The following is a 23,302-nucleotide window of genomic DNA, read 5'->3' as shown; positions in this document are numbered from 1 at the left end:
GGGTGGCGGCGTGGCGGGCGACGCGACGGGCGGCGGCGCCCCGTCCGGGGACGCGGCGGCCGAGAGCGTGGCGGGCGGCGCGGCTGCGGCCGTGCGCATCGCGCGGTACCAGGTGGTGAACACGGCGACGAGCGGACGGTCGTGGCGTGCGTCCAGGCGGTCGGCGGCCGCGGCGTGCTCGTCGGCGCCGGTGAAGTCGCCGAGCGCGCCGCGGGCCTGCATGCGGATGAGGTGGCCGAGGACCTCGACCGAGGGGAGGTCGTGGCGGGTCGCGAGCGTGAGCAGCTCGGCGCCGATCGCGTCGCGGCGCGGGGCGAGGCCGCAGCGGTCGAACGACTGCATCCACACGCCGTTGAGGGCGAACGCGAGCAGCGCGGGATCGTCGAGCGCGCGGGCCAGCCGTTCGGCTTCGCGGGCCTCGGCCGACGCGTCGCCGGTTCCGCGCGACTCGAGCGCGATCGTCGCCAGCAGCGGCGCGCGCACCGCGTCCGGCACCTCGGCGAGCAGCGCGCGCCGGGCGGCGGCGACGATCGCGGCCGCGTGCATCGGGTCGTCGGAGCGCGTCCAGATCGCCGGCACGTCGTAGGCGCCGATCACCCGCGCGGTCAGGAGCGGATCGCCCAGCTCCTCGGCGGCGGCGATCGCCGCGAGCCGGTGCGTGCGCGCCTCGGCCAAGCCGCCTCCGCCCGTCACCGCGAGCGTGCGCAGCAGCCCGACCGTCGACTCCAGCCGCACCCGCGCTCGCGCACCGACCTCACGGTCGTAGGCCGCGGCCGCGCGCGCCCACACCGCGTCCACCCCCGCGGTCGGTGGTTCCGCGCCGGCCAGCAGCTCCTGTTGCAGGTTCCGCAGCGGCTCCCCGGGTTCGACGCCGAGCTGCTCGACGAGCTGCACGTGCGCGCGGCGCAGCACGGACAGCGCGTCACCGCGCCGACCGCTCCCGGCGAGCGCGAGCGCGAGCAGCCGCCAGCCCTCCTCGCGCCAGGGATGCGCGGCGACGTGCGCGTCGAGGTCGGGCACCGCGTCCGCCGCGAGACCCAGCCGCAGTCGCGCGTCGGCGACCGACTCGACGGCATGCAGCCGCAACTCCGCGAGCCGCGCGCGCTCGACCCGCGCCCAGTCGAAGTCGTCGAGCTCGGCGAACGCCGGCCCGCGCCACGCGCCGACGGCCTCGAGGAGCCGCGCCAACCGCGCCTCGCTCGGCAAGTCGGCCGCCGCGACGACGGCGGCCTCGAACCGCCACGCGTCGACGGCGCCGACCGCCGCCTCGAAGCGCCAGGGGCCGGCCGCGCCACTCGCGCCACTCGTCGGGCGCAGGGCGTACCCGGGGCCGTCCGTGACGAGCACGGCGCGGTCTTCGCCCAGTGCGCGGCGAAGGTCGCTGACGAACGTGCGCACCGCGCCGACCGCTCGGGGCGGGGGGTCCGCGGGCCACAGGTCGGCGACGATCCGCTCGACCGGCACGACCGCGCCGCGCGCCACGATCAGCCGCGCGAGCACCGCGCGGTGCCGCGGGCCTTTGAGCGCCACGCGTTCGCCCGCGTCGTTCCACGCCACGACCGGCCCCAGCACTCCGAACTCGACCGGCATTGAACTCTCAGTCTTGCTGATCGGATGTTGATCGCCTGGCGCCAGCCTGCGGCGCATGATCGACGGCTTCGAATATCGCGACGTCCGCGTCGCCGAGAACGTCCACCTGCACACGGCGATCGGTGGCAGCGGGCCCGCGCTCCTGCTGCTGCACGGGTTCCCGCAGACGCACCTGATGTGGCGCGCTGTCGCGCCCGCGCTGGCGAAGACGCACACGGTGATCTGCCCCGACCTGCGCGGGTACGGGGCTTCCAGCCAGCCCGCCGACGGCTACAGCAAGCGCACGATGGCGCAGGACATCGTCAACCTCGCGCAGGCGCTCGGCCACGACGAGTTCGAGCTCGCCGGCCACGACCGCGGCGCGCTCGTCGCCTTCCGGGCCGGCCTGGACCATCCCGACCGGATCACGCGGCTGACCATCCTCGACGTGCTGCCCACGCTCGACATGTGGGACGTCCTGCACGGCGCGAATGCCGCCGTCGCGTTCCACCTGTACCTGATGGCGCAGCCGCCCGGCCTGCCCGAGACGCTGATCGCCGGCGCGCCCGACGCGTTCTTCGCGTACTTCCTCGACGCCTGGGGCACGGCGCCGTTCGCGCCGCACATCCGGGATGCCTACCTCGAGGCGAGCCGCAACGCGATCCCGTCGATCGTCGCCGACTACCGGGCTTCCGCGACGATCGACATCGAGCATGACCAACACGACCGCGACAACAACGTCACCCTCGACATGCCCGTCACCGTCGTCCAGCAGGACTGGGGCGCCGCGCTCGGCTACGACGCCGTCGCGCTCTGGAGCGCGTGGGCGCCGGACCTCGACCACCGCACCGTCACCTCCGGCCACTGGATGGCGGAGTCCGACCCGCAGCTGATCACGGACGTTCTGCGCACATCTAGTCCGAAGTAGTGGTACCTTCCGCGCGGTACTGATCGTTTGACGGGTGCAGGGGGAGAGAATGCACAGGTACGTCATGGTCGCGCTCGTCGCGATGCTCTGGATCGCTGCGCCCGCGAGTGCGCACAACCGCGTCGGCCTCGACGATCTCGAGGTCGAGCGCAAGGCCAAACCGGTCGGGATCGACGTCGAGCGCCCACGGTTCTCGTGGGTGATCGAGTCCGACGCGCGTGACGTCGAGCAGAAGGCGTACCGGGTCCGCCTGACCAGCGGGCACCGCACGGTCTGGGACAGCGGCCTCCAGCGCTCGGACGCCTCCCACGACATCGAGTACACCGGCCCGAAGCTGACCGCGGCGACGCGCTACGAGTGGCGCGTCGACGTGCTCACCAACCGGGGCAGCGCGTCCGAGGAATCGTCCTTCCGCACCGGCCTGTACACGGACGCGGACTGGGCGCAGAGCAAGTGGATCGGCAACGAGCGCCCGTCCGCGCCGCCCTCGTTCGACGGCGCGCAGTGGATCTGGACGCCCGAGGCCACCACCCCCGTCGCCCCCGCCGAGCCGCGCGCGTTCCGCAAGACGCTCACGTCGACCAAGACGGCCGTCTCCGCCGAGATCGCGATCACCGCCGACGACCTGTACCGCCTCTCGGTCAACGGCCGCGAGCTCGGCAGCACGACCGGCGCCGAGAACGAGTGGCAGCAGGCGCGCCGCTTCTTCACGAGCCTCGAGCCGACCCGCAACGTGATCGCGATCCGCACGAACAACGGTCCGAACTCACCCGCCGGCCTGCTCGCGACGATCAAGGTCACGTACGCGGACGGCAGCACCGAGACGTTCACCACCGACACCACGTGGAAGGCCGCGAAGACCTTCCCGGACGACTTCGCGAACCCGGCCTTCGACGACAGCGCGTGGGGCAACGCGGTCACCCAGGCCGCGTACGGCTCGGGTCCGTGGGGCCGCAACGTCCGCACCCCGCGTGACGCCGCCCGTCCCGCGCCGCTGCTCCGCCGCGACTTCACCGTCAACGGCCGCATCCGCAACGCGACCCTGTTCTACGCCGCGGGCGGCTACGCCGACTTCAGCGTCAACGGCAAACCCGCGAGCCAGGATGTCCTGAGCCCCGGCTTCACCGACTACGACGACACCGTCCAGTACGCGACGGCCGACCTCACGAAGGCCCTCAAGCAGGGGACGAACAACCTCGGCGCCCAGCTCGGCCGTGGCTTCTACGGCATGACCGGCGGGAACGTCTGGCGTTGGGAATCCCCGCCGTGGCACGACGAGCCCGTCGTCAAGGCCCGCCTCCGGATCGAATACGAGAACGGCAAGACCCAGGACGTCATCACCGACAAGAACTGGCAGATCGCCGACGGCCCGACCGTGTTCGACGACCTCTACGCGGGCGAGACCTACGACGCGCGCGTCGCCGCCACCTCGCCCACCTGGCGCCCCGCCACCGAAGCCCCCGGCCCGAAGGGCGTGCTGGTCAACCAGCGCCAGCAGCCGATCCGCGTCACCGAATCCCTCCCCGCGACCGAGATCACCACGCCGGCACCCGGCGTCTACGTCGTCAAGTTCCCGCGCGTGCTCGCGGGCTGGGTCGAGTACACGGTCACGGGGCCGGCGGGCACGACGATCCGCGCCCAGCACGGCGAGAAGCTGCTCGCCAACGGCCGCCCGGACTTCTCCAACAACGGCGGCTTCCAGTCGGGCTTCCAGACCGACCGCTTCATCCTCGCGGGCACCGGCAAGCCCGAACGCTGGGCGCCGCGGTTCTCCTACAAGGGCTTCCAGTACATCGAGGTCACGGGTTGGCCGGGCGCGACACCTCCGCCGCTGTCCGCGTTCACCGCCAAGGCCGTTCACAGCGACGTCCCGACCACGGGCCAGTTCACCAGCTCGAGCGAGCTGATGAACCGCACCCACAAGGCCGTCGTGGACACGATGCTCAACAACCTCCACGGCATCCCGACCGACACGCCGATGTTCGAGAAGAACGGCTGGACCGGCGATGCGGCGGTCGGCGCCGAGATGTTCACGCTGAACTTCGACGTCCACGAGCTGTTCGCGAAGTGGATGCGCGACGTGCACGAGACGCGCGAGCCCAACGGCCGCCCGCTCGTGATCGCGCCGAGCTCCGGGAACTGGGGCGTGTGGGGCATCGCGCCGCCGTGGCACTCGGCCTACGTCTTCATCCCCGAGTGGCTGAACCAGTACGGCGGCGACAAGCGTCCGCTCACGGAGCTCTACGACGGCATGCGCAAGTACGTCGACCTCGAGTTCGACACCTCCACCGGCGGCATCGTCAACAACGCCCGCCTCGGTGACTGGGTGAGCCCGGAGGCGAGCCCGGCGGGCGGGAACGCGCCGGAGGACCTCCGCGTCTCCGCGACCGCGTACCTGTACGCGATGCTGCGGAGCCTGGAGCGCAGCGCGCAGCAGCTGAACAAGCCCGCCGACGTCGCCCACTTCGCGGCCCGCGCGGAGACCGTCAAGGCCGCGTTCAACGCACGGTTCCTCGACGCGACGGCAGGCTTCTATCGCGGCTCCGGCGACCGCGGCTACCGGCAGACGCACAACGTCCTCGCCGTGGCCTTCGGCCTCGCGCCCACCGACCAGGTGCAGCGCGTCGTGGACAGCATCGCCGCCGATGTGCGCGCCAAGGGCGACACCCTCAACACGGGCGTGCTCGGCACCAAGTACCTGCTGCCCGTCCTGACCGAGCACGGCCACGCCGACCTCGCGCTCACCCTCGCGACCCAGACGAACTACCCGAGCTGGGGCTACATGATCGAGAACGGGGCGACGAGCATGTGGGAGCACTGGGCGCTCGAAGCGCGCTCGCGCGGCCACTACTTCCTCGGCACGGTTGACGACTGGTTCTTCCACCACGTCGGCGGCATCACGGCCTCCCAGACGACCGGCTACCGCGACGTCACGATCGCGCCCGCCGTGACCGGCGACCTCGAGTGGGCGCGCGTGAGCACGCAGACCCCGTACGGCCCGGTCAAGAGCGACTGGCGCACGCGCGGCCGCGCGCTCGAGCTGCGCGTGGACGTGCCCGTGGGCTCGACCGCCACCGTCAAGGTGCCCGCGGCCAACGTCTACGCGGTCACCGAGAGCGGCGATCCGGTGTCCGCGATCAAGCGGGAAGGAACCGTGGACGTGACCGTCGGCTCCGGCCGCTACACGTTCGTCGCGGACGAGCGCCAGGCCCTGGTCGGCACGGCGATCGAGGCGATCGACGCCGCGCTCACCACCGCCACCGGCCGCGACCGCCGTGCGTTGCAGGACGCGCGCGACGACGCCTTCAAAGCGCTGAAGGAGTTGCGCTCCGGCGACATCACGGATGCGGCGGAACGCCTCGCCGACGCCCTGCGCGAGCTGGAGGACGTGCGCGGCGAGCTCACGACGGTGCGCGACGCCCTTGGCGTCGCGATCTCCGACGCGCTGGACGTGCGCGCGACGGCGACGCTGGAGCCGGCGACGACGACGCCCACTGGCGACGCCACCGCGGCGCCCGTGCGGCCGGGCGACGAGCTCACCGCGACCGTCACCGTCGCCAACGGACCTCGCGCCACCGTGGGCGACGTGCGCGCGAAGCTCACCGGCCTCGACACGTGGACGCCACGTCCCGCCGAAGCCCGGATCGCCTCGCAACTGCGTCCGCGCGCGACCGGCACCGGCCGCTTCAGCCTCACCGTCCCCGCCGACCAGCGCCCGGGCACGGTCAAGGGCACCGCTCGCGTGTCCTACGTGTTCGACCGCGCGACGGTCACGGTCGCCGCGCCCATCGAGGTCGAGGTCGTCTCGGCGATCGAGATCGCCTCGGTCACCGCCGCACCCACACCGGTCCGCCCCGGCGGCACCCTCACCGTGACCACGACCCTGCGCAACGCGGGCCGCACCCCGGCGACCGGCGCGCTGCAGGTCGACGTCCCCGCCGGCTGGACGGCCCCCGCCGCGCAGACGGTCACGATCCCGGCCACCGGCGACCTCACCGTGACCACCACCGTCGCCGTCCCGCGCAACGCCGATCAATCCACCACCACCGTCACGCTCACGAGCACGTTCGGCGGTGACCTCGCGACCGGCTCGACCACGGCCCGGGTCGAGCTCGCCCCGCTCCCGACCACCCCGTACGACCGGATCGATCTCGGCAACAGCGCGTCCGAGCAGGCGCACGGCCTCACCGCCGCGCCCTCCTCGGGCACGAGCCCCGAGGCCGGCCTCACGCGCCGCTACGCCGGCCACCTGACGCCGTTCTCGTGGTTCGAGTTCGACGCCACGGTCGTCCCGAACCAGCCGTTCGTGCTGCGCGTCATCGAGACCTACGACCGCGCGCAGACCAAGCGCTACAAGGTCTACGTCGACGGCAAGGAGGCCTTCCTGCGGACCTTCTCGAAGGGCGGCGGCGGGACCGAGACCTACGAGTACGTGGTCCCGGCCACCCTCGCCACCTCCGCCAAGGTCCGGATCAAGTTCGAGAACCAGGACGACCCGGCGTTCTACGACCCGTCGATCGCCGACGTCTGGACGTACTCAGCTCAGTAGGCGGCGATCCGCTCGGCGGTCTCGGTCAGGCCGGCAGCCAGGCTCGTGGTGTCCACGAGCCACGGCTGCCCGTCCGGCCGTGGGTCGATCCGCAGGTGCAGCCGTCCCTCGTGCAGGACGGTCACGCCGAGCTGGTCGTGACCGCACCACAGCTCGACGTGGTTGTCGTAGGCCTCCTCGGGCCCGGTGAGCACGACGTGGATGAGCGTCATGATCCGTGCAGCGCCGCGCGCAGGAAGGTGATGGCCTGGGCGACGGCGCCCCGCGTGGCGTGCGTGTTCGCCAGCGGCGTCAGCATCATGAAGTCGTGCGTGATGCCGTCGTAGCGGACGGTCGTGACCGGCACGCCCGCCGCGCGCAGTCGCGCGCCGTACGCCTCGCCCTCGTCTCGGAGCACGTCGGCCTCGTCGACGATCACGAGCGCAGGCGGGAGCCCGGCGAGCTGCTCGTCGCTCGCGCGCAGCGGGGACGCGTACGGCTCGAGGCGCTGCTCGGCGTCCGGGCAGTAGCAGTCCCAGAACCACGCCATCGACTTGGCCAGGAGGAAGTAGCCCTCGGCGAACTCGGCGTAGGAGCCGGTGTCCTGCGCGCCGTCGGTGACGGGGTAGAACATCGACTGCTGGACGAACCGCACGTCGCCGCGGTCGTGGGCCATCAGCGCGAGGGCGGCGGTCATGCCGCCTCCGACGGAGTCGCCCGCCACGGCCATCCGGGTCGCGTCGAGTCCGTGTGCGGCGCCCTCGGCCGTGATCCAGCGCGCGGTCGCGTAGCCCTGCTCGATCGCGACGGGGTAGCGCGCCTCGGGCGAGCGGTCGTACTCGACGAACGCCAGCGCGGCGTGCGCCCCGACGGCCAGCTCGCGCACGAGCCGGTCGTGCGTGCCGGCGTTGCCGAGCACCCAGCCGCCGCCGTGCATGTAGAGGATCACCGGGAGCGTGCCGGTCGCGCCGGCGGGGCGGACGATCCGCACGCGCACGTCGCCGACCGCGGCGGAGACGGTGATCCACTGCTCGTCGACCGGCAGCTTGTCGATCGGCGCGGCCTGCACGTCGTCGAGGACCTTGCGGGCCTCGTCCGGGGTGAGCTCGTACAGGTAGGGCGGGTTCGCGGTGGCCTCGACGAACGCCTGCGACTCGGGCTCGAGCACGACGGGCGCGTGCGTGGGCGTGACGGACATCAGCTCGCCACCGGGGCGGCCGCGGCTTCCAGGACGACCTCGACGATCGGGCCGGGCTGCGCGACGGCCACGGCGTGCGAGCCGTCGGCCAGCTCCAGCGTGCGACGCGCGCCGGCACGCCCCGCCATGAAGCGCTGCGTCTCGGCCGGGATGTTGCGGTCCTCGGCGCCGACCACGGAGTACGTCGGCACGTCCTTCCACAGGCAGCGCTCGTCGCTGGAAGGCTCCTGGAGCGCCTCGAGCGTGATCGGGCGCTGGGTCTCGTACATGCGCGCTGCCGTGTCCCCGTTCACGTCGGCGCAGAACTGCGAGTGGAAGCGCGCCTTGGTGATGTACAGGTCGGTCTCGCCGGCGTCGCCGCGCGCGACCGGCTCCAGCGCCTCGGCCAGCGTGCTGCCGGGGAACTTGGCGGCGAGCTCGTTGGCCGACTCGCCGAGGTCGGGCGCGAACGCGCACACGTAGACCGCGGCCACGATCTCCGCGGCGCTCTGGTCGACGTTGGTGATGACCATGCCGCCGTAGGAGTGGCCGACGAGCACGACGGGGCCGTCGATCGTGCGCAGACGATCCGAGAGCGCCTCGGCGTCGGCGGCGACCGAGCGCAACGGGTTGGCGAACGCGACGGCGGGGAGGCCGGCCTCGCTGAGCCGGGCGAGGACGCCGTTCCAGCTCGAGGACTCGGCGAACGCGCCGTGGACGAGCACGACAGTGGGACGCATGGTGGGGACCCTTTCGGTCGAATGGAGCATGCGCCGAGCACTCTTCCGGCGACGTGCCCGGCTCGCGTCCGTGTCGGTCCCTGGTGTGGATCCCTGGTGAGTGGCCCCAGTACCCAGGCGCGGGACACCCCAGTGGCACGACCAGGGACCGTCACCGATGCGAGCGGGGTGGCCCCGCTGCGAGCGTTCCGGCCATGGAGACGACCGACACCGTGGTGCTGATCGACCACCTCGCGCCCGCGTCACTGGCCGCGGTGGCGACCAAGCGCTTCTACCGCGGTGCCGCGATCACCGAATACAAGGCGCTCCCCGCCCAGACCGACGCAGCACTCGGGCGGGACGGCTGGGAGTCCGTGGCCGACTTCGCACTCGACTGGGCACTCGCGCACGCCGCCGTGCCCAGTCCCGCGACCACCTGACCCCCAGCGCCGGCCGGGCGGCCTCCTCCTCGCGGCCGCCCGGCCGGCGTCCCACTTCGATCCCAGAAAGGCCTCGCACGTGATCCCCGAACCGCTCACCCTGCTGCTCTCCCACACCGATGCGCACCCGCTGCTGACCCGGGCCGAGGAGCGCGCCCTCGCGCGCCGCATCGAACGCGGCGACCTGGCCGCCAAGGAGCGGCTCGTCGTCTCCAACATCCGGCTCGTGGTCTCGATCGCCCGCCACTACCAGGGGCACGGGCTGACGCTGCCCGACCTCGTGCAGGAGGGCATGCTCGGGCTGATCCGCGCCACCGAGAAGTACGACTGGCGGGCGGGAACGCGCTTCTCGACCTACGCGACGCTGTGGATCCGCCAGTCGATCTACCGCGGGCTCGAGAAGACCGGCCGCGCGATCCGGATTCCCGCGCACATGAACCGCGCCGCGCGCCGGCTCGCCACCGCCGAACGCCGGCTCGAGGACGACCTCGGCCGCCCGCCGTCGATCGACGAGCTGATGGCGGAGGCCGAGCTGCCACGGGAGACGGTCGACCTGTTGCTGGAGGTGTGCCGCGAGCCCGCCTCGCTCGACTGCCCGGTCGGTGACGGCTCGCGCACGCTGGGCGACCTGGTGCTCGCGGCTTGATCCCCCGGGTCAGGTCAAGGGGTTTCCCCCATAGTTGCCGGGCGGCGCGGCCGGGAGGGTGAGCGGACCCCGCACACGTCTGAAAGGACTCACCCGTGTTCACCGCTCTCCGCCGCACGCTCGCCCTGTTCGCCATCCCGACGCTCGCCGTCGTCACGGTGGTCGCGCCGGCCTCCGCCGCGACCACCAGCACGCCTCGTGTCGTCACCGCCGCCCCCGCGCCGTCGGCGACGACGCAGGGGATCATCATGCGCGACGGCGGGGTCTGCGACCCGATCCGTCACATGGGCTGCTGAGCCACCTCACGGCGCCGTCGTCGACAGCGTGAACGTGAGCGTCTTGCTGTACACGCCGGTCCTGAGCGGCTGCGTGCGCGCGATCGTCTGCCGGAAGTCGACCGTGGACACGTCGTTGCTGACCGGGCCCGCGTAGTCACGTAGGGCGCCGAGCGGGGCCGAGGGCGCGCCGTTCGCGCGCACCTGCAGCGGCTGGTCGAGGGCGAAGTTGCCGTTGACCAGCCGGCCGGTGGCCGTGGCGCTCGGGTCGCCGACCGAGAGCTGTGCGCTGCCGGCCGTCGAGGTGACGGTCGCCCTCGTGCTCGCGTCGTAGGTGCGGTCGACGCCCGGGACGAACGCGCCGAACGACGCCGGCGTGCCGAGCGTGAGCGCGAGCGTCGCCGGGACGGTGCCGCTCACCCCGCCGCTCGCGACGCGCGCCAGCCGGGTGCCGAAGAAGTCGACCGCCAGCGCCGCCATCTGCTCCTTGACCGCGTCCGTGTCCAGCCCGGTGACGGGCACGTTCGTCGCGGTCGGCGTGAAGCCGCCGGTCGCGATCCGCGTGAGCTCCTCGATGCCCGCGAAGCTCGCGAACGAGCAGAAGTCGGTGCCCCAGCCCGAGTTGAGGCTGGTCACGATCCGCTCGAACGTGTGCCGGTCGAGCGCCGCGTCGGCGTTGGCGGCGACGCGCCGTCCCGCCGCCTGCATCTGGTCGCAGTAGGTCGAGTCGAAGCTGCGATGGACCCCGTTGGGGATCGACACGAGGCGCTTGTCGGCGCTCGTGATCGCGGCGTATGCGTTCTGGCTCACCAGCGGCGGGGACATCAGGTCCTTCGCGGCGGAGACCAGCAGCGTCGGCACCTTGATCGCCTTGTAGTCGACGCCGAGCGAGATCGGCTGCTGGCCGATCGCCATGCCCATCACGGCCACGACGCGCGGGTCCGCGGTCAGCGGCCAGCAGCGGGCCGGGTCGCCGGAGCACGTCGGGTTGGCGGGCACCGGCGGCGCGCTGCCGCCGGCGGTCGCGAGCGCGGTCAGCGTGCCGCGGGAGTGCCCGAGCAGCCCGGCCTGGGCGACGTCGATCCGCGACCCGAACCAGCCGGGCAGCGCGTCGAGGACCTTCGAGACGTCGCGCGTGCGGTCGGCCATGCTGAACGGGACGCTGGCGCGTGAGCACGGCCCGGCGCGCCCGTCGTTGCACGGCCGCGGCGTCGCTCCCGCCAGCGCGTTGTAGGCGTCGATCCGCGCGTCCTCCTGCGTGTTGTTGGTGTGCGAGGGCGCGGCGACCACGAACCCGCCGGCCGCGATCCGCTCCAGGGTGTGTGCGTAGTCCATGGGGTCGTTCGTGTTGCCGTGCGAGAAGACGATCACGCCGAACGGCTTCCCGGTCGCCGCCACCGGCGCGTCCTCCTGCGCCAGCTCGGCCTCGACCGTCCACCCGAGCGGCGCGAACGGGGCCGGAACGGGAACACCGTGCAGCGCGGACGTGTAGACGGTCTTGGGGAGCGTCGAAGCGGTCGCGGGGTACCAGAGGTGCACGTCCACCTGGCGCGGCTCGCCCTGCGCCGACCCGGGCACGACGATCCGCTGCACGTCGTGGCCGACGGGGTACTCGGCCGCCGCAACCGGCGCCGCACCGGCGAGGACACCTCCCAGGAGGACCGTCGCGGTTGACCCCACCAAACGTGTGCGCTTGGTGCTCCGACCACCGGCTCGCAGCGTCATTGCCGTCACCCTCTCGGTTGGTGCGAGCGACGCTACCGGAACGCCGAACGCCCCGCAGGAGCGGGGCGTTCGATCCGGTCTTCAAGCCTCCTACGCGGGCGCGACCGCCGGCTCGTGCTCGAACTTCGGGAGCCAGCCGAGGCGCCGGGGGAGCCACCAGTTGCGCTCGCCCAGCAGCTTCATCGTCGCGGGCAGCAGCACCGCGCGGACGATCGTCGCGTCGATCAGGACGGCGGCCGCGAGGCCGACGCCGAGCTGCTTCATCGTCTGGTCGGAGCCCGTCGCGAACGCGGCGAACGTGACGACCATGACGGCCGCGGCGCTCGTAATCACGCTCGCCGTGGACTTGATGCCCTCGGCCACGGCCTGCTCGGTCGTGCGGCCGCGGTCCACCAGCTCACGGACCTTGCTCAGGACGAACACGTGGTAGTCCATCGACAGGCCGAAGAGCACGACGAACAGGAACAGCGGCAGCCACGGCGTGATCCCGCCGACCGACGTGAAGCCGAGCAGCGACTCGCCGTGACCGTCCTGAAAGACCAGCGTGAGCACGCCGTACGCGGCGCCGACCGACAGCAGGTTGAGCACGATCGCCTTCAGCGGCACGACGATCGAGCGGAACGTGACGAGCAGCAGCACGAAGGCCAGCGTGAGCACGAACCCGAACACCAGCGGCAGACGCGCCTGCATGACGTCGAGGAAGTCCTTCGACCACGCCGTCATGCCACCGACCGCGACCTCCGCGCCGGGCAGCCGGCCGACCGTCGCGGGCACGACGTCGTCGCGCAGCGCGTCGAGCGAGGCCGCGGACGCGGCGTCCGTGCCCTTGCCGTCGATCGCCATCGAGACGATGGCCACTGTCCTGTCGGGGCTGACCTCCGTGCGGAACGGCTCGTTCAGCTTGCCCGTGGCGAGCGCCTGCGCCTGCAGCTCGTCGATCGCCTGCCGCACCGGCGCGGCCGTCACGTCCTCGGCCTTGACGACGACGCTCGCGGCGAGCGTGTCACCCGGGAACGCGGCGTCGATCCGGTCGAGCGTCTGGATGATCGGCTCGCTGCGGGACATGCCCTCGAGCCCGGGCTCCTTGAAGTGCATGCCGAGCGCGGGCACGGACAGGGCGACGAGCGCGCCGCCGGCGACGATCACGGACACGACCGGACGGGCCAGCACGCGCGAGAGGACGGCGTTCCACACGCGCGACTCGCCGTTCGAGCGATGGCGGCGCTTGAGGATGAACGGCAGCCGGCCCTTCTCGAGCCACCCCTTCTGGCCGAGGTAGGACAGCACGGCGGGGAGGAACGTGAGCGAGCCGAGCATCGCGACGGCGACCACGAGGATCGTGCCGACGCCGAACGAGGAGAAGATCGCGTTGCCCGACAGGAACATGCCGGCCATCGCGGCCATCACGGTGAAGCCGGAGATCAGCACGGCGCGGCCGGACGTCGCCGCGGCCACCTCCAGCGCGTCCTCAGGTGAGCGCCCACGGTCCTGCTCCTGCGTCATCCGGCGCAGGTAGAACATCGCGTAGTCGACGCCGACGGCCAGGCCGATCAGCAGCACGACCTGCTGGACGGCGCCGTGCAGCGGGGAGAGCTGGCTGAGCGGGCCGAGCAGCCCGATCGTGGCCGCGATCGACGTGATGCCGAGCAGCAGCGGCACACCCGCCGCGACCAGCGCGCCGAACGTCAGCGCGAGGATGAGCAGCGTGCCGCCCATCGAGAGCTGCTGCTCGCGCGCCTCTTCGGCCTTGCGCTGCTTGCCGAGCGCCTTCTGCTCGGACGCGCCGCCGTGCTGCTCCACGCGCAGCTCGGGGTGGGCCTTCTGGACCGCGGCGACGGCGGCCATCGGCGCGCCGGCGATCTCCTCCAGGTGGGCCGTGTCGTTGTCCTTCTCGCTGCCGGGCAGGGAGAACGTGACGAGCACGGAGCGCCCGTCCTTGGAGGTGATCGGTGCCTCGACTTCGCGTACGCCGGGGAGTTGATCGAGGCGCGTGGTGACGTCCTTCACCGCGGCGGTGACCTGCGGGCTGTCGGCCCGGAGCGCGCCGTCGCGACCCTGGACCAGGACGCGCTCGCCGACGTCCTTCGGGAAGCCGGCGCCGTCGACGAGCAGGTCGTGGCGCTTGGACTCGCCGTTGCCCATCTTCGAGGACTCGAGCGTGCGTTGGCCGACCGAACCGCCGATCACGGTCGCGAGGACCACGAACAGCAACCATCCGAAGATGGCGGTCTTGCGGTGCTGCGCGCTCCATCGGCCTGCGCGCGCCGCGAGGTTGCGGGATTGCATGTGGGGTTCGACTCCGGGGAGGGGGTTCATCTGACGCGAGCAGCGTCCCAACGGGAGGGCCCGCCGCCCATGCGGGGGACCAGGCGTCCCCGACGCCTGGATCAGGACCCCCCGGGTGCGGGCAGCTCCACCCTCCCGATACGGCTTGACGAAGGGCACGCGGGAGAGCAGAGTCGGTCCGTGCGGGTCGTGATCGCCGACGACAGCCTGCTCGTCCGGGAGGGGATCGCCTCGCTGCTGCGCCGCGCGGGGTTCGACGTCGTGGCCGAGGCGGCGGACGGCGACGAAGCGGTCGCGCTCGTCGACGCGCACATGCCGGACATCGCGATCGTCGACATCCGGATGCCGCCCACCCACACCGACGAGGGCCTGCGCGCCGCGCACGCGATCCGCGCGCGCCACCCGGACGTGGCGATCGTGATCCTCTCCCAGCACGTCGAGGCCGGGATCGCGATGCGCCTGCTCGCCGAGACCCCGCAGCGGCTCGGCTACCTGCTCAAGGACCGCGTCACGGAGATCGAGGAGTTCGCCGCGAGCCTGCGGCGCGTCGCCGGCGGCGGCTCGGCGCTGGACCCGAAGGTGTTCGAGCGCCTGCTCGCCGCGCAGCGTGACGACGGGCCGCTCGGCGCGCTCTCCGCTCGTGAGCGTGAGGTGCTCGCGCTCGTCGCCGAAGGGCTCTCCAACCGGGCGATCGGCGAGCGGCTGGACATCACCGAGGGCGGCGTGCAGAAGCACGTGCGCGCCGTGTTCACGAAGCTCGGGCTCGCGACCGGGGACGACGCGCACCGCCGCGTGCTCGCCGTCCTGACGTACCTGTCGCCGGACGGTCGGCGATGACCGGGCGTCGCCTGCTCTGGGTGCTCGCCGCGATCAGCATCCCGCTCGGCTTCGCGCTGCTCGAGGACCCCACGCTGACGACCGTGGTCAACCGCGCGGTCGGCGGCTCGTTCATCGTCTGCGGCCTCATCGTCTGGCAGCACCGGCCGGACACCCGCACCGGCGCGCTGATGACGCTGACCGGCTTCCTCTACCTCGGCGGCCAGGTGCTGGGAGCGCTCGACTGGCCGCCGGCGCACACGGTCGGCGAGGCGTTCGCGGTCGTCTGGCTCGCGGCCTTCGGCGCGGTCGTGCTCGGCTACCCGAGCGGGCGGCTCGTGGGCTTCGACCGCGTGCTCGTGGGCGCGTGGATCTTCGGCACGCTCGTCTGGCAGCTCGTCTGGATGCTGTTCCTGCCGGGCGACGAGAACGTGCTGGCGGTCTGGCCCGATGCGGAGCTCGCGGACACGATCGACACCGCCCAGCGCACGTTCAACACCACGGTCGGCGCGACCGTCGCGGTCGTCGGCATCCACCGCTGGCTGCGCGCCGCGCCGGCGCTGCGGCAGCTCCTGCTCCCGCTGCTGGCCGGCGTGGCGGCGGTGATCGTCCTCGCCGTGCAGTCCTACTACCGGCTGATCACGGGCGAGTTCATGCGCCCCACGCAGGAGCTCACCGCGTTCGTGCTGTTCCTGGTCCCGCTGGCGTTCCTGGTCGGCATGCTGCGCGCCCAGCTGGCTCGCGCCGGGATGGCCGACCTCATCGTCGCGCTGCAGCGCGCGCCCGACACGCAGCAGCTCGGCGCGGTGCTCGCCCGCACGCTGCGCGACCCGTCGCTCGAGCTCGTCTACTGGCTGCCCGGCTTCGAGACCTACATCGACGAGGACGGCCGGCCGTGCCCGCCGCCCGCGGACGGCCGCGTGCTGACACCGATCGAGCACGACGGCGAGCCGGTCGCGGCGCTCGTCCACGACGCCGCGCTCACCTACGAGCCCGAGCTGCTCGCGCTCGTGTGCGCGGCGGCGGACGTCGCGCTCGCGCACACGCGGCTCGTGCAGGAGCTGACCCGCTCGCGCGTGCGGCTGGTCGAGGCGGGGGACGAGGCGCGCCGCAAGATCGAGCGCGACCTGCACGACGGCGCGCAGCAGCGGCTCGTGTCGCTCGCGATCGCGCTGCGGCTGACCGAGGACCGGCTCAAGGAGGACCCGGACGCGGCTGCTTCGCTCGTCGCCGCGGCCCGGGAGGAGCTGAAGGCGTCGCTGGAGGAGCTGCGCGAGCTCGCCCGCGGCATCCACCCGGCGGTGCTCGAGCACGGCCTCGCGACCGCGCTGAACTCGCTCGCCGTCCGGTCGCCGACGCCGGCGCGCGTGACCGTCGAGCTCGACGAGCCACTGCCCGAGGCGGTCGAGCTCGCGCTCTACTTCGTGGCGTCCGAGGGGTTGGCGAACGTCGCCAAGTACGCGCAGGCCCACGAGGCCGAGATCCACGTCACCCGCGCCGGGGACGTCGTGGTCATCGAGGTCGCCGACGACGGCATCGGCGGCGCGGACGGCGCGCACGGCAGCGGCCTGCGCGGCCTCGCCGACCGGGTCGAGGCCTTCGGCGGCCGGCTGCGCGTCACGAGCCCGCCCGGCGGCGGCACGCGGCTGCACGCCGAGCTGCCCTGCGACGCGTCGGTCGCTAGCAGCCGGTGACGCCGACGGCCCGCGCCAGGAGCGCGTGCAGGCTCCGGCGCTCGGTGTCGTCGAGCGCGCCGAGCACGTGATCCTCGACCGCCGCGAGCGCGAACTCGGCGCGGCTGAGGGCCTCGCGCCCGTCCTTCGTGAGCTCGACGACGTGCCGTCGCCGGTCCTCGGGTGAGCGGCGCCGCTCGATCCAGCCTTCCGCCTCGAGCTCGTTCAACAGCCCGACGAGGTTCGTGCGGTCGATCCGGAGCGTGTCCGCGAGGTCGGTCTGCGAGCTGCCGTCGAGGTCGCGCAGCACCGTCAGCGTCAGCAGGTGCCGGGGGCGCATCCCGAGCGCTTCGAGCACCGGCTCCGAGTGCCCGCGCAGCTGCCGTCCGATCTGGTCGAGCAGGGCCCCGACACGGGGCGGAGGCTGGTTGACGACCGGAAGCGCGCTGATGTCTTCAAGTCTAGGCCCGGGCGGCAACCACTTGTGGTGTGTATATAGTTGATGCAACACAAACGATCTTAGAAGGATCAAGCATGCATCTCCTCCACCTCGACTCCTCCTTCCAGGGCGACCGCTCCGTCAGCCGCCGGCTCAGCGCGCGCGCCGCCGAGCGCTGGCGGTCCGTGCACCCCGACGGCACGGTCAGCTACCGCGACTTCCACGCCGACCCGCTGCCGCACTACACGCTCGAAGACGGCCCGGCGCGCAGCGCCGCGCTGATCGACGAGATCAAGCGCGCGGACACCGTCCTGCTCGGCCTGCCGCTCTACAACTTCGGCGCGCCGAGCACGGTCAAGGCCTGGGTCGATCATCTGATCCTCGCCGGCGAGTCCTTCCACGCCGAGACGCGCGAGCCGTTCCTCACGGGCAAGGACTTCATCGTGCTCGCCTCGCGCGGCGGCGGCTACGCGGCGGGCACGCCCCGCGAGGGCTGGGACCACGCCGAGACCTGGCTCCCGCACGGCATCAGCCTTACGGGGCTGGAGCCGCGCTTCATCACCGCGGAGCTGACGCTCGCGCCGGTCACGCCCGCGATGGCGGAGCTGGTCCCGCTCGCCGAGCAGAGCCTGGCTGCCGCGGAAGCGGAGATCGACGCGCTGTGGACGCCGATCCCCGTGCCCGCCTAGGGAACGAGCTTGAGCTTGACCTGTTGCGTGCTGACGAGCCGCTCGCCGGACGGGAGCGTCGTGACGAGCCGGTAGGTCGCCGTGAACTTGGTCGTGCCGTGGCGCTTGGCCGAGCGCAGGAACCGCTTGGTGACCTTGATCGTCACCGTCTTGCTCGTGCCGGGCGCGATCACCACGTCCTTGACCTTGCCGAGGTAGCGGCGGCTCACCTTGGCGGCGACGCCCTTGATCTCGCCCTTGTTGAGCGCGATCGAGGTCGTGACCTTGCACGCCCCGCCGCCTTCGGGGCAGGTCGTCGTCACGGCGACGCGGCCCTTGATGATCGTGGTCGTCTTGCCGGTGAGCGGTGCCAGGACAGCCGGTTTCGGGGCCTTGATGCCAAGCCCGCTCAGGCCGGCGGTCACCGCGACGCCGTGGTCGGCGGCGACCGTCACCGTCCCGGAGACCATCGGCTCCGCGGCCGGCGTGAACCTCACGGACAGCGCGCACGTGGCGCCCGGGGCGAGCGTCGCGCAGGTGCCGGCCGTCGCGACGAACGGCCCGTCGGCGCGGACGCTCGCGATCGTCAGCGGCACGTCGCCCGTGTTCTGGAGCGTGAGCGCGCGTGTGGCAGAGTCTCCGATCAGGACCGTGTCGAAGTCGGCGGCGGAGAGCGCGAGCCGTCCCTCGAGCACGGACGCCGTGCTCGAGTCCGAAGCCGGGTCGTGACCCGCGCCGCCCGAGTACGACGCGCTGACCTTGTGCGTGCCGCTCGCGCGCGGGCCGGCGTTGCAGCTCGCCGCGCCGTCGCCGTCGACGGCGACATCGGCGCACGCGGTCGCGCCGTCCACCGCGAACGTCACGGTCCCGCTCGCTGAGGCCGGCGTGACCTGCGCCTTCAGGACGAGGTCAGCTCCGCGCACGACCGGGCTCGCCGTCACGCGGACCGTGCTCGGCGCGGTCATCTGGATCGCCTTCGTGGTGTTCGACGTCACGAAGTCGCCGGAGCCGGAGAACGCCGCCTGCACCGACCACGCGCCGCCCTGGGAAGGCGCGGGCGCTAGGCACTCCGCAACGCCGGTCGTCGTGTCGACCAGCACGCCGGTGCAGAGCGGGCTGCCGCCGGACGTGAAGTCGACCGTGCCGCCGCTCGGCGCCGGGGCGACGACCGCCTTCCAGGTCACCGTCTCGCCCACACGGGCGTTGGGCGCGCTGAGCACGGTCGTCGTCGGCACGGGCGGGTTGACGTAGCTGATCCGGACCGAGGCGCCACCGGGGTTCAACGCGCCCGTGCAAGAGCCGATCGAGCAGCTGCTCGAGCCGCCTCCACCCCCGCCGCCGTCGTCGGCCGGGTCCCCGCCGGCGCCACCGCCGCCGCCGTAGGCACCGCCGCCGCCTCCGCCGCCACCCAGGTAGCCCCAGGTCCAGCCGCCGTTGCCGCCGCCGAACATGTCGCCATCACTGCCACTGAGCAGCGGGTCGAGCAGGCTCGTGCCACCGGTGCCGAAGGTGGTCGGGTCGCCGCCGAGACCGCCGGGGGCGGTTACGCTGCCGTGCCCGGCGAACCCGGCGAAGAAGGTGGTGCCGGCGTCGCCGCCGAGAATGGTCGCGGTGCCCCCGCCGCCGCCGCCCGCGGTCACGAGCGAACCGCCCATGTTCGTCCAGCGCGTGACGAGGCTGCCGCCTCCGCCGTCGCCGCCCTTCTGCGCACCGCTGCCGCCACCCGTGCCGGGGCCGAAGCCGACGCACGCGTACAGCGACTCACCAGGGGTCACGCTGACGTTCGTGCGGGTGAGCGTGGCGCCGTACCCGCCGTTGCCGCCGCCTCCGCCGCGCGCTCCGTTGACTTCGAGGTCGACGCTCGTCACCCCGGCGGGGACGACGAACGTGTTCGCGGGGAAGATGAACCCGCAGCCCACCGTCGTGTAGGTGTTGGTGGTGGTCGAGGCCTGCGCGGGGGCGGCGGCGACGAGGGTCGCGGCGGCTACGGCGACGAGACGGTGCATAGCCGGGTCTTCGACCGTGCACCGTGTGACTTGAACTACTGCTCGATCCTCAACGCAATCAGATCAAGCCCAGTTCACGGCCGCGCGCGACCGCGTCGGCGCGGCTGGAGACGCCGAGCTTGCGGAACACCGTCTTCGTGTGCGTCTTGACGGTGTTGAAGGAGACGAACAGCTCGGCGCCGATCTCGCGCTGGGAGAGGTCGGTGGCGAGCATGCGCAGCACCGCCAGCTCGCGCTCGCTCAAGTCGCCGTCCACGCGCTCGCGCGGCCCGGGAGCCGCGAGCTGGAGGGTACGCTCGAGCGCCGCGAGGCGGTCGGTGAGCGCGCCGGGATCGGGTGCCGTGGCGAGCGCGGCGCGCGCGTCGCGGACGAGCGCGCGGGCGCCGGCCACGTCGCGGCGGCGGCGCTTGAGCGCGGCGTGGGCGAGCAGCGCATGGGCGCCGTCGAGGGGCCAGCGGGCGCGGCCGGCGAGCTCCGCCGCCCGCGCGTACGAGCGCTCGGCGTCGTCGAGCTCCCCGCGCGCCTCGCTCAGGCGCCCCGCGCCGGTGCAGATCAGCGAGGACGTCGGCGACTCCGCGAAGCCGGACTCGTCGACCAGCCGCTCGGCGTCAGCGATCAGCAGCGCGGCGACTTCCGGCTCGCCGGCCTCGAGCCGCACCGCGGCGAGCGTGCCGAGCGTCGTCAAGCGCATCTGCGGCGCGGGCGCGCCTTCGAGCATCCGGCGCAGCGGCTCGAGCACCTCGATCGCGCCCGCGACGTCGCCGCCGAAACAGCGCGCCGCGCCGAGCAGCATCATCGCGAGGGCCTTCGCCGCCGGGGCCTCCTCGCCCAGCGCGGAGCCCGCGAGCGCGGCGGTGCGACCGACGTCCCCGCGCATGTAGGCGAGCGAGGCGCGGGTCAGCGTGACCTTGCCCTCGAGCGTGCCCAGCGTGTCGGGCGCGACGCCGCGTCGTGGGTGCTGCTCGGCCGCGTCGAGCACGGCCTCGGCGGCGTCGAAGCGGCCGGACAGCATCAGCGTCCACGCGCGCGCGACGCACAGCCGCGCGTCGACCTCCACCACCTCCTCGCCGAGCCCGTCGAGCCAGCGCTCGACCGTGCGCGGGCCGGTCTGCAGGAACGGGTGCCAGTGCGCGGCGATCATGTCGCTCGCGGTCTCGACCTCGCCGGCGGCGATCGCGTGCACGATCGCGTCGTCGACGTCCCCGGCCCGCCAGTGCCAGGCCGAGGCGCGGGCGTGCAGGTCGCGCACGGCCTCACCCTCGCGCCGGTGCAGCTCGCTGCGCAGCAGATCGCGCAGCAGGTGGTGGTAGCGGAACCAGTGCCCGCGCTCGTCGAGCGCGACCACGAACAGGTTCGAGCGGTACGCCTCGTCCAGCAGCGCGCCGGCCTCGGGGTCGCCGACGACCGCCTCGCATAGCGGCGCGCACATCCGCTCGAGCACCGCGGTGCGCAGCAGGAACTCGCGCAGGCGCTCCGGCGCGGCGTCGATCACCTCGCCGAGGAAGTCGCCGATCTGCCGGTCGTCGCCCGACAGCTCACGCACGTACGCGCCGCGGTCCGTGCGCGTGCGCAGCGACAGCGCGGCGAGCTGCAGGCCGGCCGGCCAGCCCTCCGTGCGCTCCTGCAGCCGCGCGACGTCCTCCTCGGCCAACCCGAGTGCGAGCGAGCCGTTGAGCAGCGAGAGGGCCTCGGCGTCGTCGAAGCGCAGGTCGTCGGCGCGGATCTCCACGAGCTGGGAGGCGGCCCGCAGCTTCGGAAGTGAGAGCGGCGGCTCGGTCCGGCTGGCGATCGCGAGCTGCAGCGTGCGCGGCGTGTGCTGGAGCAGGTACGCGAGCGACGCGTGCACCAGCTCGTCGCGGATCACGTGGTAGTCGTCGAGCACGAGCACGACCGGTGTCTCCAGTTCCGCGAGCTCGTTGATGAGCCGCGGCAGGACCACGTCGATCAGCGCCGGACCCGCGTTCGGCAACGCGGCCAGCGTCCCGCCGCCGAAGCCGGGGACGACGGTCCGCACCGCGCCGACCACGTAGCTCCAGAACCGCACCGGGTCGTCGTCGGCGGCGTCGAGCGACACCCACGCGAACGGCCGGTGCTTGCGCTCCGCGATCCGCCACTGCGAGAGCAGCGTCGTCTTGCCCCAGCCGGCCGGGGCGCACACGAGCGCGAGCCGCCCCTTCACGCCACCCGCGAGCCGCACGACGAGCACGTCGCGTGGCACGTGGCCGCGCTCGAGGTCGGGCGCGTGCAGCTTGGTGGCGACCAGCACGGACACGGCGGCGATCTAATCAGGAACGCGGCCAGTCCGCGATCGGCGCCCTCGCCCGGCGCCGATCGCGGTGGCCTGACCCCCTCAAGCTGTCACGCCTAGCGGGTTGCTCCGGTAGTCGGCATGTAAGTGGACCGCTTGACCCGCTTGGACATCTGTCCGGTCTTGGCACACCGGCACTAACGCTTTGACCGCTTATTGCCCCGGACGTCGGAGGTGCTCCGCGAGCGCGTCGAACGGCTCCCGGCCGAGCCCCGGGCGCGCGGCGAGCGTGACCGGGAACGCGTAGGGCGGTTCGAGCGGGAGCCCGACGAGCCCGTCGACGTCGACCTCCTCGAAGTTGTGGCGCAGCACGAGCGCGGCCGCGCGGTGCGTGCGGGCGACCTGCACGAGGCCCGCGAAGATCGTGCCGACCCGCGGCGCGACGACGTACGGCAGGTCGGGGTCGCCGTGCAGCAGCGCGACGGTGGCGCGGTGGTGGGCCGGGGCGCCCGCGTCGGTGACGGCGACGAGCAGGTCGCGCGCGTCGCCGGGGCGCAGGCACCGCTGCGTCGCCGCGGGATGCTCGGCGGGCACGAGCGCGACGGTCGGCTCGTGCGCGACCGTGACGCACGGCAGGTCCTGCAGCTCGGCGGTGAGCAGGGCGAGGTCGAGCTTGTCGGCGCGCAGCAGCGCGATCGCGTCGTCGGGCGCGCGCTGCTCGAGCAGGACCGGCGTGCCGCGCCGCACGATCCAGTCCTGCACGCGCGCCTCCCATCGGTGTCCGAGGTCGGTGCTGATCGCGATCGAGAGCCGCCGTCCCACACCGAGGCGGATCCGCTGCAGCGCCTCGTCCATCGCGCGCAGCGCGGGCCCGGCCTCGTCACGCAGCAGTGCGCCGACCTCGGTCAGCTCGACCCGACGCGTGGAGCGCGTGACGAGTGACTCGCCGAGCAGCTCCTCCAGCCGCGCCACGCGTCGCGAGACCGTCTGGCGCGAGACGCCAAGGCGGACAGCGGTCCGGCCGACGTGCCGCTCCTCGGCCAGCGTGAGGAACGCCACCATCAGGCCCCACGAGGACAGTGGGCTCACGGGGCCGTTGAACCTACCGGTACCGCACCCGTCAGAAAGCCAACGGTTCACGTGTGCGCAACACGTGCGG

18 protein-coding genes are annotated in these 23,302 nt (G+C 73.0%); 8 read left to right on the top strand and 10 right to left on the bottom strand.

Features of this window, described 5'->3' with window-relative positions; translation table 11 throughout:
- On the bottom strand, window positions 1-1,590 hold a 1,590-nt coding region (locus tag OJ997_RS26120), incomplete at its 3' end, for an AfsR/SARP family transcriptional regulator (RefSeq protein ID WP_270028233.1).
- Window positions 1,591-1,645: 55 nt separating this feature from the next.
- On the opposite strand from OJ997_RS26120, the gene OJ997_RS26115 reads away from it, so the two are divergent.
- A complete protein-coding gene (locus OJ997_RS26115) occupies window positions 1,646-2,497 on the top strand; it encodes an alpha/beta fold hydrolase (RefSeq protein WP_270028232.1) in 852 nt (283 codons plus the stop codon).
- A 49-nt stretch (window positions 2,498-2,546) separates the two neighbouring features.
- Window positions 2,547-7,046 carry a family 78 glycoside hydrolase catalytic domain gene (locus OJ997_RS26110; protein ID WP_270028231.1) on the top strand — a complete coding sequence of 1,500 codons (4,500 nt, stop codon included), beginning with the start codon at window positions 2,547-2,549 and terminating at the stop codon, window positions 7,044-7,046.
- Here the strand turns inward: OJ997_RS26110 and OJ997_RS26105 are convergent.
- The 3 genes from OJ997_RS26105 to OJ997_RS26095 are packed head-to-tail and all read right to left on the bottom strand — an operon-like array spanning window position 7,040 to window position 8,942.
- On the bottom strand, window positions 7,040-7,258 hold the full coding sequence (locus OJ997_RS26105) for a hypothetical protein (protein WP_270028230.1): 219 nt from the start codon (window positions 7,256-7,258) through the stop codon (window positions 7,040-7,042). The two genes, OJ997_RS26110 and OJ997_RS26105, sit on opposite strands and share 7 nt — an antisense overlap.
- Window positions 7,255-8,223: an alpha/beta hydrolase gene (locus OJ997_RS26100; RefSeq protein WP_270028229.1), complete on the bottom strand. Its 969-nt coding sequence runs from the start codon at window positions 8,221-8,223 to the stop codon at window positions 7,255-7,257. The genes OJ997_RS26105 and OJ997_RS26100 overlap by 4 nt, the downstream gene beginning before the upstream one ends.
- A complete protein-coding gene (locus OJ997_RS26095) occupies window positions 8,223-8,942 on the bottom strand; it encodes an alpha/beta fold hydrolase (protein ID WP_270028228.1) in 720 nt (239 codons plus the stop codon). Before OJ997_RS26095 ends, OJ997_RS26100 begins: the two co-directional genes overlap by 1 nt.
- 194 nt (window positions 8,943-9,136) lie before the next feature.
- Between OJ997_RS26095 and OJ997_RS26090 the strand changes: the two genes are divergently transcribed.
- The 3 genes from OJ997_RS26090 (at window position 9,137) to OJ997_RS26080 (ending at window position 10,303) form a co-directional block, all read left to right on the top strand.
- A complete protein-coding gene (locus tag OJ997_RS26090; RefSeq protein ID WP_270028227.1) occupies window positions 9,137-9,361 on the top strand; it encodes a hypothetical protein in 225 nt (74 codons plus the stop codon).
- A gap of 79 nt (window positions 9,362-9,440) precedes the next feature.
- Window positions 9,441-10,007, top strand: coding sequence for a sigma-70 family RNA polymerase sigma factor (locus OJ997_RS26085; protein ID WP_270028226.1), 567 nt, complete (start codon window positions 9,441-9,443; stop codon window positions 10,005-10,007).
- Between the two features lie 95 nt (window positions 10,008-10,102).
- The gene (locus tag OJ997_RS26080) at window positions 10,103-10,303 is read left to right on the top strand and encodes a hypothetical protein (protein ID WP_270028225.1); all 201 of its coding nucleotides are present in this window, start codon (window positions 10,103-10,105) and stop codon (window positions 10,301-10,303) included.
- A gap of 6 nt (window positions 10,304-10,309) precedes the next feature.
- On the opposite strand, the gene OJ997_RS26075 is transcribed toward OJ997_RS26080, so the two are convergent.
- Together OJ997_RS26075 and OJ997_RS26070 are read right to left on the bottom strand one after the other, a co-directional pair.
- Entirely contained in the window at window positions 10,310-12,007 is a 1,698-nt protein-coding gene (locus OJ997_RS26075; protein ID WP_270028224.1) for an alpha/beta hydrolase family protein, read from the bottom strand.
- A 90-nt stretch (window positions 12,008-12,097) separates the two neighbouring features.
- Window positions 12,098-14,209 carry an MMPL family transporter gene (locus OJ997_RS26070; protein WP_270028234.1) on the bottom strand — a complete coding sequence of 704 codons (2,112 nt, stop codon included), beginning with the start codon at window positions 14,207-14,209 and terminating at the stop codon, window positions 12,098-12,100.
- A 264-nt stretch (window positions 14,210-14,473) separates the two neighbouring features.
- On the opposite strand from OJ997_RS26070, the gene OJ997_RS26065 reads away from it, so the two are divergent.
- On the top strand, window positions 14,474-15,130 hold the full coding sequence (locus OJ997_RS26065; protein WP_270028223.1) for a response regulator: 657 nt from the start codon (window positions 14,474-14,476) through the stop codon (window positions 15,128-15,130).
- The gene (locus OJ997_RS26060) at window positions 15,127-16,803 is read left to right on the top strand and encodes a sensor histidine kinase (protein ID WP_270028222.1); all 1,677 of its coding nucleotides are present in this window, start codon (window positions 15,127-15,129) and stop codon (window positions 16,801-16,803) included. The genes OJ997_RS26065 and OJ997_RS26060 overlap by 4 nt, the downstream gene beginning before the upstream one ends.
- On the opposite strand, the gene OJ997_RS26055 is transcribed toward OJ997_RS26060, so the two are convergent.
- Window positions 16,790-17,233: a MarR family winged helix-turn-helix transcriptional regulator gene (locus tag OJ997_RS26055; RefSeq protein ID WP_372517936.1), complete on the bottom strand. Its 444-nt coding sequence runs from the start codon at window positions 17,231-17,233 to the stop codon at window positions 16,790-16,792. The genes OJ997_RS26060 and OJ997_RS26055 overlap by 14 nt on opposite strands.
- Window positions 17,234-17,316: 83 nt before the next feature.
- Here OJ997_RS26055 and OJ997_RS26050 point away from each other — a divergent pair, with 83 nt between their 5' ends.
- Window positions 17,317-17,910, top strand: a complete 594-nt coding sequence (locus OJ997_RS26050) for an FMN-dependent NADH-azoreductase (protein ID WP_270028220.1) — start codon at window positions 17,317-17,319, stop codon at window positions 17,908-17,910.
- Here OJ997_RS26050 and OJ997_RS26045 read toward each other — a convergent pair.
- The 3 genes from OJ997_RS26045 to OJ997_RS26035 form a co-directional block, all read right to left on the bottom strand.
- Window positions 17,907-19,895, bottom strand: a complete 1,989-nt coding sequence (locus OJ997_RS26045) for an Ig-like domain repeat protein (protein ID WP_270028219.1) — start codon at window positions 19,893-19,895, stop codon at window positions 17,907-17,909. The genes OJ997_RS26050 and OJ997_RS26045 overlap by 4 nt on opposite strands.
- 58 nt (window positions 19,896-19,953) lie before the next feature.
- The gene (locus OJ997_RS26040) at window positions 19,954-22,167 is read right to left on the bottom strand and encodes a winged helix-turn-helix domain-containing protein (protein ID WP_270028218.1); all 2,214 of its coding nucleotides are present in this window, start codon (window positions 22,165-22,167) and stop codon (window positions 19,954-19,956) included.
- A gap of 189 nt (window positions 22,168-22,356) precedes the next feature.
- The gene (locus OJ997_RS26035; protein ID WP_270028217.1) at window positions 22,357-23,232 is read right to left on the bottom strand and encodes a LysR family transcriptional regulator; all 876 of its coding nucleotides are present in this window, start codon (window positions 23,230-23,232) and stop codon (window positions 22,357-22,359) included.
- Between the last annotated feature and the right edge of the window lie 70 nt (window positions 23,233-23,302).

The organism is Solirubrobacter phytolaccae, assembly GCF_027587195.1.
Classification (GTDB): Bacteria; Actinomycetota; Thermoleophilia; order Solirubrobacterales; family Solirubrobacteraceae; genus Solirubrobacter; species Solirubrobacter phytolaccae.
This window is presented reverse-complemented; position numbering and strand designations above follow the sequence as displayed.